Annotated in this window: 6 protein-coding genes; 3 read left to right on the forward strand and 3 right to left on the reverse strand. The window is 73.4% G+C overall.

Annotated elements, in window-relative coordinates:
- Positions 1-125: 125 nt before the first annotated feature.
- Together ETAA1_RS28905 and ETAA1_RS28910 are read right to left on the reverse strand one after the other, a co-directional pair.
- Complete coding sequence (locus ETAA1_RS28905) at positions 126-3,419, reverse strand: WD40 repeat domain-containing serine/threonine protein kinase (RefSeq protein WP_145244085.1); 3,294 nt, start codon at positions 3,417-3,419, stop codon at positions 126-128.
- On the reverse strand, positions 3,406-3,984 hold the full coding sequence (locus ETAA1_RS28910) for an ECF-type sigma factor (RefSeq protein ID WP_145244086.1): 579 nt from the start codon (positions 3,982-3,984) through the stop codon (positions 3,406-3,408). Before ETAA1_RS28910 ends, ETAA1_RS28905 begins: the two co-directional genes overlap by 14 nt.
- A gap of 210 nt (positions 3,985-4,194) precedes the next feature.
- On the opposite strand from ETAA1_RS28910, the gene ETAA1_RS28915 reads away from it, so the two are divergent.
- A complete protein-coding gene (locus ETAA1_RS28915; protein WP_145244087.1) occupies positions 4,195-4,443 on the forward strand; it encodes a hypothetical protein in 249 nt (82 codons plus the stop codon).
- Between the two features lie 99 nt (positions 4,444-4,542).
- Here ETAA1_RS28915 and ETAA1_RS28920 read toward each other — a convergent pair whose 3' ends face one another.
- The gene (locus ETAA1_RS28920) at positions 4,543-10,209 is read right to left on the reverse strand and encodes a pre-peptidase C-terminal domain-containing protein (protein WP_145244088.1); all 5,667 of its coding nucleotides are present in this window, start codon (positions 10,207-10,209) and stop codon (positions 4,543-4,545) included.
- A gap of 701 nt (positions 10,210-10,910) precedes the next feature.
- On the opposite strand from ETAA1_RS28920, the gene ETAA1_RS28925 reads away from it, so the two are divergent.
- Both ETAA1_RS28925 and ETAA1_RS28930 read left to right on the forward strand, forming a co-directional pair.
- A complete protein-coding gene (locus ETAA1_RS28925; protein WP_145244089.1) occupies positions 10,911-14,153 on the forward strand; it encodes a GNAT family N-acetyltransferase in 3,243 nt (1,080 codons plus the stop codon).
- A gap of 25 nt (positions 14,154-14,178) precedes the next feature.
- Entirely contained in the window at positions 14,179-15,438 is a 1,260-nt protein-coding gene (locus ETAA1_RS28930) for a class I SAM-dependent methyltransferase (RefSeq protein WP_145244090.1), read from the forward strand.
- The last annotated feature ends 151 nt before the right edge of the window (positions 15,439-15,589 follow it).

Genomic DNA, 15,589 nt, shown 5'->3' on the forward strand with positions numbered 1-15,589 from the left:
GCCGACCTGGTTGCGAGTCGCCCGGTCGAACGGGCGGGTCGGGCGAACGCGGCGTGTACCCAGGGATGCCCGTTCCGCCCCGGTCGGGGCCACCGGCCCGGGGGTTCTCCACCCGACCGGTCCCGTCAGCCCGGTCCGGGGTCGGAGGCCGGCGGGAACGACAACACCTCGCACTGCCCCCGGGTGATCGCGCGGGCGCCGACCAGCAGCCGGGTCGGGGACGCGAAGCGGACCCAGAACACACTCCCCTGAGGGTTGCGGTGGAGGACGAACATTTCCTGCCGGGTGGCCATGTTCCAGAGTCGGACCGTCCCGTCCGCGCCGCCTGTCGCCAGGGTCCGCCCGTCCGGGGAAAAGGCGGCGGACCGGACCGGGCCGACGTGCTCGGCCAGGACGCCGAACCGCCGCCGGCCGGCCACGTCCCAGAGCGTCAGCCCGTACTCCCCGCCGCCGACCGCGAGTAACCCGCCGTCCGAGCTCAGGGCGACGGCCGAGACGTTCTGGTCGGTGGCGAGGTCGGCCACGCGGTCCCAGTCGCCGACCCGCCAGAGGGTCACGAACCGGCCGGTGGCGGAAGCCAGGACCGAGCCGTCGGCCGAGAAGGCCATGTCGCCCGAAAGCGCCTGGACCCCCGGGAGGATGCGGGCCGGCCCGCCGGCCACCGGGGCAGCGTGGACCTCACCGGTCGGGGTCTTTCCGACCACCCAGGTGCCGTCGGGCGAGATGGCCGCGTCCGCCACCCGGACCGGGCCGCCGAGCGGCACCCCAAGCCGGGTCGCGGTCGCCGCGTTCCAGGCCGACATTGTGCCGGCTCGGTCCACGGTCACGAACCGGTACCCCGCCGCGGCAAACGCCGGAAACCCGGCCGCCTGGACGTGGTCGGGGAGGCGCCGGGGCCGCTCCGCCCCGGCCGGCCCACGGAGCTTCACCGCGCCGTCGGGCATGACGACGGCCAGCCAGTCACCGCCGGGGCTGGCCGCCGGCCGGTCGCCGGGGTAGCCGCACCGGTCGTACCCGCTGACGGCGGAGGTCGGCCGCACCCGCACCTCGGCCGGCTCCTCGGACGCGACCACGAGGTACCGCCCCTGGTGGGTGACCGCCACCGCCCGAACCCGGCGCGCGAGGGCGACCGTCCGGCACGGGAACACGGTGCCCACCGCTTCCACCGTGTCCCACATCAACACTCGCCCGGACTGGCCGGCGAACAGGTACCGGCCGCCCGGTTCGTAGGCGACCGACCAGACCGGACCGCCGGCGTACAGAAGCCGGTGAGGCATCCGATTGGTGGCGGTGTGGAACAGGTCGATCGTCGGACCTTCCCCGGCGGACGCGAACCAGCGGTCGGCCGGGCTGTGGGCCAGGACGCGCAGCGGGTCGTCGCGGGCCGGAAGTTCGAAGGCCAGGGCCCCGGTGTCCGGGTCCCACTGGCGGGCTACTTTGTCCTCGCACCCGGTCAACAGGACCGACTTGGGCCACCACGCCAGGCAGGTCACACGGTCCGGGTGGGGGAGTTCCTGGCGCACGTCGCCGGTGACCGCGTCCCACACCTTCGCCGCCCGCCCCGCCCCGCCGGACGCCACCCGGCCCCCGTCCTTCGACCACGCCAACCCGAGGGCCGGGCCCGGGTGCGCCTGCCGGGACCATACCACCGACCCGTCGGCGGCGTTCCGGAGGGAGACGGACCCGTCGTTCCCGCCGACCGCGAGGGTCCGGTTGTTCGGGGAGAAGCGGACGACGGTCACCTCGCGGGCCGGGCACCGGAAGACGGTCACCTCCCGGCCGGTGGCCAGTTCGGTCACCTTCACCAACCCGGCCGCGTCGCCGCTCGCGACGAGCGTTCCGTCGGGCGACACGTCGGCGGTCAGCAACCTGGCGTCGTGGCCGGCGACCACTCGGTCCGCCTGACGGAGGCAAGCGTCGAGGTAGTACCACTCGAACCCCCGCAGGTCTGCCTCCCCCGGGCCGGGGACGCAGCGGTCGAGCGCCTCCCGGGCGGCGGTGGAGTCGCCGTTCTCCCACGCCTGTCGGGCCTCCCGGACGGCTCCCGGGTACGCCGCCGTCCGGACCTTCGCCACGACCTCCAGCAGGGCCGCGTTCGCCCGCCCCGCCTGGACGGCGTACCCCACGGCCACGGCCGACCCACCGAGGAGGGCGACGGCGACGGCGGCCGCGGCCTTGTGCCGTCGCACCCACATGACGGCCCGCCCGGCCGCCCCCGGCGGGCGGGCCGCGATCGGCTCGCCGCGGAAGAACCGGCCCAGGTCGTCGGCCAGCGCCTGGGCCGTGGGGTAGCGCCGGGTCGGCTCCTTGCTCAGGCACTTCAGGCAAATGGTTTCCAGATCCCGGGGCACACCCGGGACGAGCGACCGGGGCCGGGCCGGCTCCTCGGCGACCACCTTTCGGAGGGTTGCGTGGTACGAGCCCCCGTCGAACGGCGGCCGGCCGGTGAGGAGGTGGTACAGCACCGCCCCGACCCCGTACACGTCGGCCGCGGTGCCGACCTCGGCCGCCCGCCCGGCCGCCTGCTCGGTAGCCATGTACGCCGCGGTGCCGAGTACCTGCCCGGTCACGGTCAGGTCGGACCGGGCCACCTTCGCGAGCCCAAAGTCGGTCAGCCGCGGCTCCCCGTCGGCCCCGAACAGGACGTTCCGCGGGGTGATGTCGCGGTGGATGATGCCCCGGCTGTGGGCGTGGGAGACGGCCCGGGCGAGCTTGGCCGTGACAGCCGCCGCCTCCCGGGCCGGGAGCCCACCGGCCGCCCGCACCCGGTCGGTCAGGGTGCCCCCGGGGAGGTACTCCATCGCCAGGTACGGGCGGCCGTCGTGCTCCCCGAACGCGAACAGCCGGACCACGTGCGGGTGCTCCAGCGCCGCCACCACCTCGGCTTCGACGAGGAACCGGGTGCGAAACTCCGCCCAGGCGGTCGGCCCGGCGACGATCATCTTGACCGCCACCTCGCGGTTCAGGCCGACCTGCCGGGCCCGGTAGACGACGGCCATGCCGCCCCGGCCGACCTCCCCCAACAGCTCGAAGTCGCCGACCCGCCCGCCGGCCGGTAGCCCGCCGCGGTCGCCGCCGCCCGGCCACCCGCACTCGCGGCCGCTCCCGCTCGGGCCGGCCACGGCGGCGGCCAGCCACCCGGGGTCGAGCTCCGGGAAGCGGTCGGCGTAGTCCGCCGCCTGCGGCGCCTCCCCGATCCGGCGGCGGTAGTAGAGGTCGAGTTGGAGGAGTTCCCGGAGACCCGCCGGCCGGACGCCCGGGTCGAGTTCGAGCACGGCGGCCCGCAGGTCCGGCCGGCCGCGGGCGCGCCACTTCCGCTCGAACTCGTCACAGGCCCGGTCGAGGGCCCGCGCGTCCGCGACGGGCAACCCGGCCCCGGCCGCGGGGTACGTCACGGTCGGGTGGTCAGGCCGTGCCATCGCCCGCCTCCCACTCCCAGATGCCGCGGATGAGTTGCAGCTTCCGCTTCACCGACCGCGGGGCGCAGCCCACCCGCTCGGCCACCTCGTCCACCGAGTACCCGTCCATCCGCAGGACGGCGACCCGGCGCAGGTCTTGGTCGCCGAGCGCGGCCAGGAGGCGCTCGCACTCCTCGGTCATCTCGGCGGCCAGCGCCGGGTCGGGCTCGCGGCCGAGCACGGCCTCGATGTCGCCGCCGGCGTCCGCGCCGCCGCCGCGCTTCTTCCGGCCGGCGTCGCGGACGTGGTGGGCGGCCTTGCGGAAGGTGAACGCGGCGAGGAGCCGCCACAGGCTGTCGCGGTCGGCCAGGTCGGGGAAGCGGCCGGCCTCGGCGTTGCGGCAGAAGCTGTCGAACGCGCTGAGGGCCACGTCCTCCTCGTCGGCCGCGCGCCGCGGCGCCGCCCCGAGCCGCTGCCGGGCCAGCCCGACGAGCCGGTGGAAGTACGTCTGCCACAGCGCGCCCGCGGCCGACGACTCCCCCGCCTGGAGGCGGCCGAGCCAGACGGTGATGGGGTCGGTCGGCATGGGGAATGCCGCGCGCGGGGGGGAGGTAGCCGGATCATACCCCCCCGGGGCGGGGGCTACAACCGGCGGCGTGCGAGTCCTCATCCGAGGGGGATGCCCGTCCCCCGCGCCGCGGGGCCAACTTCGGGGCGGAATGATTTTTGGCCCCGGCGGCGCGGCGGCGGGCATGTCCCGGGTGAAGCCACGAACACATGTCGCGGGGGGCGTACGATGAGCGCCAAGGAACACGACCGGGTGGTCGGGCTGCTGGCGGGGCACCTGCTGGCGAGCCCGTGGTTCCACTGCCCCGGCGTGGACGGGGCGAGTGCCGAGGACGTGGTGACGGCCGCGTACCCGGCGGCCAGCGCGGCCGGCTTGGTGCCGCGGCTCGCCGAGCTGGCCGCGCGCTACCCGGAGTTGGCCGCCGCGATCGGGTCGTTCTTCCGGAACGAACCGGCGCCGGCCGGAATGGCTGGGTAGCAGGTCCGGGCGACGTGAGCGCGCCGGGATGTGTTCCCGGTGAGACTTACGGACGGACCGTGGCAACCACCCCGGTCCGTCCGTCGCCGCACCCGGCGGTCACCCGACGTACACGCCGTCGAGGTCGAACAGACTGTCGGCGTCGGGCCAGGCCGGCGTCGCGGCCAGGGACGGGGCCAGGGGCGTCGCCGCCGCCGGGTCGAGCAGCACCGGTTCGACCGGAGCCACGGTCGCCCGCACCCGGTCGTCGGTCGCCACCACCGGCAGCCCGGGTGCGAACACCGGATCGGCCACGGCCAACCACAGCGCCGGGGTCGGCCGGAGCACCGTCCCCGCGGACGGCTTCTCAGTCGTCGTCGGTCGCGCCGGCGGCACGTCCACCGGCGCCGGCCGCTCCGCCGACGCGAGCCCGGCCGGGAGCCGCCGCACGCCCACGTCCAGCGCCTCGGCCATCAGGTCGGCCGGGTTCGCCGTCGGGTCCAGGTCGGCGAGCCCCAGCTCGTGGCTCAGCTCGTGCATCACCACCGTCAGCAGGTCCACCCCCCGCGCGGCCGCGCCGTCGGTCGCGCCCAGCCCGAACGCCACCGACGACCCGAACTCGGCGTCGTCGGCCGGCGTCGGGTCCACGAACCACCCCGCCCCGCCCGCGTCGTCGTCGATGTGGACGGAGCCCGGCACGTGCTCGCCGAGCCGGCCCGCGGCGTTCAGGTCGAGGATCGACACGGTGACGGCCGCCAGCCGCCCGGGGTCGGCCCCGGCCGCGACCAGCCGCCGCGTCGCCTCGACGACGATCGGCGCCAGCTCCGCCGCCGTCAGCGTCGGGGCGGTGCCGCTCGTCACCGCGAACCCGGCCAGCTGCGGGCTCGCCGCCAGCAGGCTCGGCGGCAGCGCCGCCGCCGTCGTCCCCTTGGCCACGTCGACGGCGTTCAGCACCCACGTCGCCGTCCCGTACACCTTCACGTCCAGGTACCCGTCGCCGTCGGCGTCCTTCCCGAACATGACGTACGACCAGTACTGGTTGACGTTCGTCGCCAGCTGCCCGCTCGCCGTCCCGCCCTCGACCTGCAGCCGGATCCACGGCCACTTCTTGTACGAGTCGCCCACGTAGTACCGGACCGCGTAGTCGGCCCCCGCGTCCACCTTCACCCGGAACGTCCCGGCCGGCCCGCCCAGCGTCGCCCCGTCCCGGAACAGCGCCTTCTGCGCCGCCGTCATCGACGCCGGCAGCGACGTCGTCGCCCGCTCGAACTCGTTCACGGCCGTCAGCCACCCGTAGTCGGCCCCGGCCGTCCACAGCTGGTTGCCGCGGACGCCCACCATGTTCGGGTTCGTGTCGTCCGACGCGCCGTTGAAGTCGAACCGCCGCACCGCCGGCACGGTCGGCACGGTCGTGGCCGCGTAGCTCTCGGCCAGCGTCCCGCGCTCCCCGCCCGACACCGACTCGACCTCGATCACCGACGTCACAACTGTCGTCGAGTACGGCGCCTTGACGGAGAACGTCGGCCCGGACGCCGGCACCACGACCTGGAAGCCGTCGTACGTGGTGTTCGCGTCCGCCCCGGCCGGCGACCCGAGGGCCGTGCGGACCGTCAGCACCGTGCCGGGCGCCGCCCCGGTGACCGTGTACGCGGTCACGGTGGACCCGTCGGCCGTCAGCGCCCCGCCCGCGCGGGTGATCGTCAGCGCCGCCTGCGCCGGCCGCACCTCCAGGGCTGCCAGCGTCCAGTTCGGGTTGCCGGTCACGTTCCCGAACCGCACCCGGATCTGCCCGCCGGCCGTCGTCGCCAGGAACGACCGGACCAGCGACTGGCCGGCGTCCGGGGCCACCCCGGGCGGCGACGTCAGGCCGTTCAGGTCGGTGTCGTAGGCGTTCGTGGCCGGGTTGAACCCCCGGGCGACCACCCAGGCGGAGCCGTTCCACACCTCGACGAACATGTCGTCCCGCCGGGCGCCCTGGTCGCCGAGCGTCGCCGTCACCACGTAGTCGCCGGCCGGCATGTCGAGCACGAACTCGCTCGGGGCGTACCCGCCGAACACCGCGTCCCGCTGGACCGCGGTGCCGGTGCCGCCGAAGGCGAACGGCACCGGCAGGTTCGCCCCGGTCCACCCCAGGGCGTTGGTCGCCGCGTCCGTGTACGTCGCGGCGGCGAACGGGACGTACCCCGCGCCGACCGTGCCGCCGTTCCCGTAGTCGCTCGTGGACGCCGCCGGCAGCGGCCCGAAGTCGAGCCGCCGGGCGTTCGGGAGCACGAACGGCTGGGTGTACGCCCCGGCCCGGAACCCGGTGGCGTCGGCCGCGGTCACCGTCGCGGGGGCGGTGCCGGTCGGCCGGCGGACGCCGAACGTGAACTCGCCGGCGGCGTCGGCCTGCACCTGGAACTGCTGGAGGTAGCCGGCCGCGTCCGGGTTCAGGAGCCGCGTCGCCAGGGCCATGTCACCCGCCGTGAAGGCGGCGTCCACCGGCGTGCCGTTCGACACGGTAATGGTGACGAGCGAGCCGGGGATGGCGTCCTTGCCGCGGAAGTAGTCGACGGTCAGCCCGTCGGCGGCGACGGCGGCGAACGCGTGCTGGTCGGCGTACGTGGCCTCGGGGACGCTCGGCGTCACGCCGTTCGTGGAGAACTCGCGCCGCAGCGGCAGCGGCGCGACCAGCCCGGCCGGGATGAGCTGGCCGAGCGGCGGGGTCGGGTTCGTCGGCCGCACGTCGAGCGCCGAGATCGACCAGTTCGGCTCGCCGACGACGTCGCGGAACCGGACGAACAGGCTGAGGTTGTTGCCGACGTCCGCCGCGGTCAGCGCCGCCGACACGGTGGTCATCTCGCCGCCGGTGGTGAACAGCCCGCCGGCCGGGGTGATGGCGGTCCACGTCGTCGGCAGGCCGGTGGGGCTGTTGGCGACGCCCCACTCGACCACCAGCCCGTCGCGGCCGCCGACCGGGACGCCGACCAGGGCCGTCAGCTGCACCGGCTTGTTCGGGGCCACGTCGACGCGGAACACGCCGTTGCTCGGGTCGCCCTGGAAGCCGTAGGCGAAGTCCTGGAGCAGCGCCGCGACGGGGGAGGCGGCGACGGCCGGCGGGAGGTTCGGCTCCTGGTACGCCTGGTTGCCGTACAGCGGGGTGGTGGCCCACCCGAACCACCCGGTGCCGGCGGTCGCGGCGGCCGGGTAGGTGCTCGTGGGCAGCACCTGGGTGAACCCGAACTGCACCGGGCTGGTGGCGGTCCCGAAGTCGAACGACCCGCCCAGCCCCCGCGGCACCGGGAAGTTCTCGATCCCGGTCCACGTCAGCGTCCCGTACCCGGTGAGCGTCAGGTTGCCGTCCGGCAGCGCGGGGTCGCTGATCGTCGGGTTGAGGCCGACGAGGCCGACCAGGTCCACGGCGAGGGTGTCGCCGGGGTAGATGATCGGGTCGCCCGCCGTGACCGTGATCGCGGTGGCGGCGACGGGGCGGACGGTGAACGTGTCGCCGGTCACGGGGGACGGCGTGTTCGGCTCGCTCTTGCCGTCGATGGTGAGGGTTTCGAGGCCGGCGAACGTGACCGTCTCGGACGTCGGGCCGACGTAGAACACGGTGTTGGCGGCGGCGGAGTTGACGTTGAACGACTCGGGCGCGGTGGTGCCGAACAGGTTCGCCACGTCGGGGCTGCCGCCGGCGTCGGCGACGGCGATGGAGGTGATGACCGGGGTGCCGAGCTGGATGTTGTACGTGTCCCCGCCGGCGGCGCCGTCGAGCGACAGCCCCGGGGTGGCGGTGATGTACATCGTCGGGAACGTCGGGCTGACCGTCGGGTTGGTCCCGAAGGTGATGGCGGTCGACGGCCCGGCGCCGCCGAGGCCGGAGTTCGTGATCGCTCCGAGGCCGAGGGCGACGACGCGGTCGTCGCCGAACGGGGCCGGGTAGCCGAAGCCGGCCGGGAGGCCGTCGGCGACGTTGTTGGGACCGGTGTCGAGGACGAACGGGAGGAGGTTGTTGAACCCGACCGGGCCGGTGAACACGTTGTGGTACGGGACGCCGTTGCTCAACTCGAGATCCGTGATGGTCACCCCTGCGGAGAGGGCCGCGGGCGTCTTCCGCAGGGCGTTACTGATCCCGCCCCCGCCGAACGACTGGATGGTGAACGGGTTCGGGATCTGGAGCCAGCCGTAGGGGTTGGTCGAGTTCGCCTCGGTGAGGGCGAAGATGCCGCCGCCGCTGTTGATGAAGTCGCGGATGTCGGTGGTGCGGAGGTTGAGTGCGGTCAGGTCGGGCTGGGTGATGCCGCCGCCCGTGTTGAGGGAGTTGCTCGGGACGTACAGGACGCGGTAGTCGTTGAAGTTGACGGTGCCGATTGCTGCCCCCGTGACCGTCTGGACGGACATGCCCAGGACGGAGGCAACGCTGTTGATGGCGTTCAGGGCGGTGCTGCCCGTCACGCCGATCGCCAGGATCGTGTTCGCAAGCGGCGGGGGCACGCCGGGCGACACCTCGTTGAAGGCGCTGTCGCGGACGAACCGGACGCCCTGCTCGATGAACTTCCACCCGTTACGGTTGCCGGCCGGGTTGGTGGTAGCGAACTCGTTCGGCTCCACCTCGGGGGCCGAGTCGGCGAGCGGCGGGGCGGTGACCGGGTGGTTGTCGATCGAGACGTGCAGGGTGTACGACGCGCCGGGGTTCACGCCGCCGTTACTCGTCAGGATCCCGTTGTCGACGGCCGCCCCGACCCCACCACTGGACCGGGTCACGACGACGAAGTACTCGTCCGCCTCGGGGAAGGTGTACGTCAGGAACGACTCGGTCCCGAGGCTGTTCCCGGCGTCGGCGGCGGCGTTGTCGTTGGTCGCCAGCAGCGTGCCGTGGTGGTCGTAGATGGCGATGAACGTGTTCACCCCCGCGGCGCCGTCGATGTCGAACGTCCCGACCGAGCCGGGCACGGTCACGTCGAAGCCGTAGAAGTCCGCGTTCCCGACGGTGTTCGTCGCCGCGGTGGACGTGACCGTGGTGTGCGGGACGGTCGTCGAGTCGGTGATGTTCGCGTTCGCCGCCAGGCTCCACCCGCCATCTTCGAGGTGCTGGTGGGTGGTGTACGCCCAGATGTTCTGGGCGGGGCCGAACGACCCGTGGTCGTCGCGGTCGCCGCCGTCGATGAGCACCGGGCCCTGCTGCACGACGCCGATGTCCCCGAGGTTCGGCCCCGTCTCGACGTTGATCGTGTCGTTCGCCCCCGGCGTCGTGACCGCCATCGTGGTGCCGGACATCGAGTTCCGGATCGTCGGCAGGCCGGTGAAGGTGATGTTCTGGGTGAGCGTGCCCGGCGCGTTGGTGAAGCTCAGCGACCCGGTTTGGGTGCCGGTCGGGGCGTAGGTGCCGGTCCAGGTGGCCGCCCCGCCGATCATGTCGAGGCGGTCGGCGGCGTCGCCGCCGGCGTTGTAGACGATGCCGTTGACCGGGGCGAAGTGGGTGCCCGCCGGGCTCTGGAGGATCAACACGTCGGCGCCGGCGTTGCCGTTGAACACCAACTGGGTCACGCCGGTGAGCGAGGCCAGCCCGATGCCGCCCGAGTTGTACAGGATGTTCGCCGGGTCCGCGGTCGCCTGGACCTGGAGGGTGTCGCTGGCCCCGTCGCTGGTGAACGTGGCGACGCCGGCGGTGAAGTTCAGAGTGATCGCCGGATTGGTCCGGTCTTCGAGAAGCTCGAGGGTGCGGCCGACGGCGCCCGCGGGTCGCGGGGCGGGGCGGCGGGTGAGGGGGCGCGTCCAGAACCGGCGAGCGGGCGAGGTCGAAGACATGTTCCGGCACCTTCTGAGAGAAGAGGACGGGTGAGAATCCCCGACCCCGCCGGTACGGTGCCCCCACCGGCGGCCAGACCTGAGCCGGGGCACGAGCATCGGACCGTGGTGGGACGGGGGAAACCGCCTGGGAAACCGGCCGGCGACGGGTGAGTAGCGAGTCCGCGACGGCTCAGGTCTGTACAAGCGACACTACGACCGGGGAACGCGGGTACGCGGCGGGGCCCGCGGCGAAATAGGCCGCAGACCCGGCGTGAGCCGACCAAACCCCCCAACCAGCAGTGTAGACACTACCTCTACAAGACTTCCAAAGATCAAACAAGGCACTCCGATCGGGAAGGTCGGAGAAATTGCGCACGCCACGACGATTGTTCAGGGGGTGCCGATTGCAACGGTTGTCGGGTTCGGATCGCCACACCGCTCGAGTCCGGCCCGGTAGCGCAGGCAGGATTCGCGGGTCCGCGGTCGGGTGGCATCGACCCGGGAGCGCGGCCGGTCCGCTGCCGGGGATTCACCCGGAGCGGTCGCCGTGTCGCCGCTCGGGATCCCGGCCACCGCGTCACGGCTGCTCCCCGCCGGCAGCACTCGTCACTTTTCGTTTGCAGCGGATGAAGGGGGCTGTTAGTTTAAACCGCAGACGCTGAACATTACGTCTGGATGGAGTTGAGTAGGAGCAATTCTATTAATACGGATTTGCTTTTATGGAAAACGATCGGGCGGATTATCAATTCGACGTCTTCCTGAGCCACAACAGCAAGAACAAGGCTGAGGTCCGCGAGCTCGCCGACCGGCTCGAGTCGCGGGGCTTGAAGGTCTGGCTCGACGAGCGGGAGTTGATACCCGGGAAGCCGATCCTGGACGCCCTGGAGGCGATCATCCGGTCGACGCGGACGGCGGTCGCGGTCATCGGGGCCGACGGACTGGGCCCGTGGCAGGTGCCGGAACTGCGGTTGTGTCTCCAGCAATTCATCAACCACCAGCTCACCGTCATCCCGCTCCTGCTGCCGGGGTGCGCCAAGCAGCCGGCCCTCCCGCTGTTTCTCGGCACCGTCTTGTGGGTCGACCTGCGGGGCGGCCTCACCGAGGAGGGGCTCGACCAACTGGAGTGGGGGATCACCGGCAAGAAGCAAACCCCCGCCCCGCCGCCGCCGCCGGCCGGGCGGTCGTACCTCGACTTCGTCCTCCAGGTCCGACCGGCCGACGACGGCCGGGACTACACCGTCCGCGCGCTCACCCCGGGGGGCGACGGCACCGGCCGGATGCGGCTCCCGTTCAGCGACGGGGCCCTCGACCGCCACCTGCTCGAGTTGCAGAACGCCGTCCTCCGGTCCGACGGGGCGCGGCGGGGCGCGGTCGCCCGGGTCGAAACGCCGGCGAAGGAACTCGGGGCCGGGTTGTACGAGGCCCTGCTCGGGGGGGCGGTCGGCGAGCGGTACGAACAGGTCCGGCGCGACGCCGTCCGGCAGGGGGCCGGGGTCCGGCTCCGGCTCGACCTCGAGTCCGCGGAGCTCAGCCGCCTCCCGTGGGAGTTCCTGTACAACCGCGCGACCGACCAGTTCCTCTGCACCCGGAACACGACACTGGTCCGGTACCTCGACACCGGCCAGCCGGTGACCCCCGCCGCGGTCGCGTGCCCGCTCCGGATCCTGGCCGTCGTGGCGTGCCCGCGCGACCTGCCCCCGATCGACGTCGCGGCCGAGAAGGCGTGTATGGAGGTGGCGCTGAAGCGCCTGACCGACCGGCGGGCGGTCGCGCTGACGTGGCTCGACGCCGCCACCTACGAGAGCCTGGAGGCGACCCTCCAGTCCGGCTCCTGGCACGTGCTCCACTTCATCGGGCACGGGCGGTACGACGCGGCCGCCGACGAGGGGCTGTTGTTCTTCGACGACGGGGCCGGGGGGATCGACGAGCGGTCCGCCCAGCAACTGGCCCTGCTGCTGGGCGACTCCCGGGCCCTGCGGCTGGTGACCCTCTGCTCGTGCGAGACGGCCGCGGGCGGCCCGACCGGCCGGCCCGGGGGCACCGCGGCCACGCTCGTCCGCGAGGGCGTCGCCGCGGTGGTGGCGATGCAGTACGAGATCAGCGACAAGGCGGCGGTCAAGTTCTCGGAGCGGTTCTACCAGGCGCTGGCCGACGGGCTCCCCGTGGACGCGGCCGTCCTCCAGGGGCGGCGGGCCGTGGCCATGTCCGTCCGGAACTCGGTCGAGTGGGGGACGCCGGTCCTGTACACCCAGTGCGCGGACGGCGTCCTGTTCGGCATCACCCCGCAGGCCGCGGTCGCGCCGCTGCCCGTCGCACCCCCGCCGCGCCTCGTCGTGGCCTCCCCGCCCGCCCCGCCCGCCGCCGCGCCGGTGCCACAACCCGAGCGGTCCCAGGCTCCGCCGCTGATCGATGTCGCACCCCCGCCTCGCCCCGTCGAACCGGCGCCGCAACCGCTGCCCCCGCCGGTCGCGGCGCCCGTGTCGTCCCCGCCGGTCGAGCCGGGGTACTGGAAGACTCCGGAACTCCGCGTGCTGGTCATGCTGGCGTGCGCCGACGAGTCGCTCGGGCGGGAGCTCGCGCAGTACGCCCGCCGGTACGACCCGGCGCTGCCGGTGTTCCACAAGCACGAGGACGAGCCGGACTACCACCTGTTCGCCACGAACCAGTCGTTCCTGGTCGAGTGGCGGTCTGTCCCGGCCGCCGCCCTCCCGGCCGAGGTGGACCGCTTCTTCCTCCAGGGCGACACCCGCCTGCTCGTCGTCGTGTCGGACACCCTCGCCGCGCCGGCCGGCGCGGGTCGGTACGAGCCGACCGCGGCGGCGGCCGACCTCCGGGCGCGGCTCCTGCCCCGGACCAACTACTACGGCGGGCTGATCGCCCTCGTCCCGGGCACGGCGTCGCGCACCCCGGACCTGGACCGGACGCTCGACGCGCGGGCCGTGGACCGCGACGTGCTGCGGGACGCGGTGGCGACGGTCGCCGACGGCCTCCGGCTCAAGGCGCCCCCCGGCCCGCCGCGCGAGTTCCTGGCGGGGGACTCGGTCGTCGTGAAGGCCGCCTCGACGCGCGCCGAACTGCGGGCGTGCCTGCGACTCCGCCACCTGATCTACGACCGCATGGGGTACCTGAACGACCACGTCTCCGGGTGCCCCGCGCGGCTCGAGCTCGACCGGTTCGACGGCTTCGACACCGCCGGCCGGCGGGGCACGCTCCACCTGGTCGCTCAGCTCCGGCACGGCGGGGTCGACCAGGAGGTGGTCGGGGCCGCCCGCCTGGCCTTCGCCCGGCACATCCCGGAGGAGGACCGGCCGACCCTACTCGGGCCGGACCCGACCGCGGCGCTCGTCCGCCAGTCCCGGCTGATCCGGGAGATCCTGGACGACCTGCGGGCGACGGGGGACGAGAAATCGGCGGACGTGCTCGCGGCTCAGATGGCGAAGAAGGGGTTCGGCACCCTCCCGATCCTCCAGTCGACGGACTTCGAGGCCAACAACCGGACGATCCTGCAGGACGCGGGGGACATGGCGGAGCTCAGCCGGGTGGTCGTCGCCCCCCAGTTCCGGGGGTGCGGGCTCTCCCGCCTGCTGGTCCGCGCGGCCGTCGCCGTGGCGATGGACCTCCGCAAGAAGATGCTCCTGCTGGAGTGCGTCCCGGGCCACGTGCCGATGTACCAGAAGTTCGGGTTCGAGGCGATCGAGGGGTGCCACACCCGCGCCCAGGACCTCGACCAGAAGGCGGTGGCGATGATGATCCGCCCGCAGAAGGGGCGGCTCGACGCGGTCGTCAAGCAAGACCTAAAGATGTTGGCCCTGGGCCCGGCCAGCGCCCTCGCGGCCCCGTACCTGTGCCTGTGCGACAACCTGACGTGCTGGTCCACCGGCCGGTACGAGTCCCGCACCAAGCAGACCTGCCCGCTCTGCCCGCCGGCCGCGCCCGCACCGGCGCGGCCGGCCGCGGTCTAGGCGGCGCGCCGGCCGAGGAGGAGCGATGGGGAAGAAGGCTGTCAGGCCCCGACCACGGCCGCCCGAGCCGGCGCCGCCGCCGGACCCGCCCGCCCCGCCGCTCGAGCCCCAGAACCTCGGCCTCCCGGGCTCGGCCGCGCGGCCGACCGGGCCGGACGAGTCGTGGCGGCGGATCGCCGCCGCCCGGGCGCCGGCCTTCGACCAGTCCGTCCCGGCCTACCTGCTCGACGCCAACTACTGGTTCCTCGACTGGAACCCGGCGTTCGACGAGCTGGTGGCCCGCCCGCTCGGGCTCAAGCGGCTCCGCAACCACGCCGAGGACTTCGTCGCCAAGCTCGAGAACGTGGACAGCGTCTACAAGCGGTCCAAGCACGTGTTCGACCCCGAGAACCCGCCGGCCATCGACACCGAGCCGCTCGCCCTCCGCACGGACCGGTACGGGCGGGTCTCGTTCCTGAAGGTGGCCGCCCAGATCATCGACGAGCGGGCCCAGCTGGTGGCCTGGTCGGTGTACCTCAACGTGACCGGGACCGAGCGGGGCGACCTGTGGGAGGACCTCCGGGTCCGGCTCGAGCGCGACCTGAACTGGTCCCGGTACGCCATCTCCTACGACCTGCTCCTCCGCGACTTCGACGAGAACGCTGCCCTGCTCGGCCTGATGGTCGGCAAGCTGGCGGGGGCCCGGAAGGTGCTCGACCTCGGGGCCGGGACCGGGAACGGCACCCTCCGCCTGCTCCGCGCGCCGGGCGGGAAGGAGGTGTGGGCCGTCGAGTCGAACCACGCGATGGTCCAGCAGCTGGTCGCCAAGGTCGAGCGGGCGGGGGCCGAGGCGGGGCAGGACTACTTCGGCCGGCTCCACGTCCTGAAGGAGGACATCCAGCGGCTGGACGACGTCCGCGACTTCCTCACGGCGGGCAGCTACGACGGCGCGTTGCTGGTCAACGTCCTGTACGCCCTGGACGACCCGCTGAAGTGCCTGAAGGACGTGTTCGCGCTCCTCCGGTCGGGCGGCCGGCTGGTGCTCTCGACCTCGCACCGCGACACGGACGTCGGGAAGCTGTTCGCCCGGATGCGGCAGGTGCTGGAGGCGAAGGGCCTGTTCGAGCAACTGAGGCCGAACTTCGACGACGCCCGCCGCCGGCACGACGCGATGGACGCCGCCATCCACCGCGACACGAAGTCGAGCGTGCGGTCGTACGTCGAGGGGGCGGGGTTCCGGATCGTCGACTGGCGCGAGAGCGAGTACGTGGACGCGGTCGTCGTCGTCGAGGCGGTCAAGCCGTGACCGCGCCCCAAGTGTCGAGGAGGCCGAACCTTACGTCAGAACCCTGCCGCGGAGTCGATCTAGTTGTAATTTGTGTATTTGACTCAATGCGTGCCTCGACCCCCCGGGGGGTCGGCGGCACACAATGGCCGTGGCCCGAACGTCGCGTCGG

The organism is Urbifossiella limnaea (genome assembly GCF_007747215.1).
Taxonomy (GTDB): domain Bacteria; phylum Planctomycetota; class Planctomycetia; order Gemmatales; family Gemmataceae; genus Urbifossiella; species Urbifossiella limnaea.

What these genes read in the sequence shown, in the direction of transcription:
- ETAA1_RS28905 (WP_145244085.1), bottom strand. Translation starts at nt 3,419, where the DNA reads ATGGCACGGCCTGACCACCCGACCGTGACGTACCCCGCGGCCGGGGCC.
- ETAA1_RS28910 (WP_145244086.1), bottom strand. Translation starts at nt 3,984, where the DNA reads ATGCCGACCGACCCCATCACCGTCTGGCTCGGCCGCCTCCAGGCGGGG.
- ETAA1_RS28915 (WP_145244087.1), top strand. Translation starts at nt 4,195, where the DNA reads ATGAGCGCCAAGGAACACGACCGGGTGGTCGGGCTGCTGGCGGGGCAC.
- ETAA1_RS28920 (WP_145244088.1), bottom strand. Translation starts at nt 10,209, where the DNA reads ATGTCTTCGACCTCGCCCGCTCGCCGGTTCTGGACGCGCCCCCTCACC.
- ETAA1_RS28925 (WP_145244089.1), top strand. Translation starts at nt 10,911, where the DNA reads ATGGAAAACGATCGGGCGGATTATCAATTCGACGTCTTCCTGAGCCAC.
- ETAA1_RS28930 (WP_145244090.1), top strand. Translation starts at nt 14,179, where the DNA reads ATGGGGAAGAAGGCTGTCAGGCCCCGACCACGGCCGCCCGAGCCGGCG.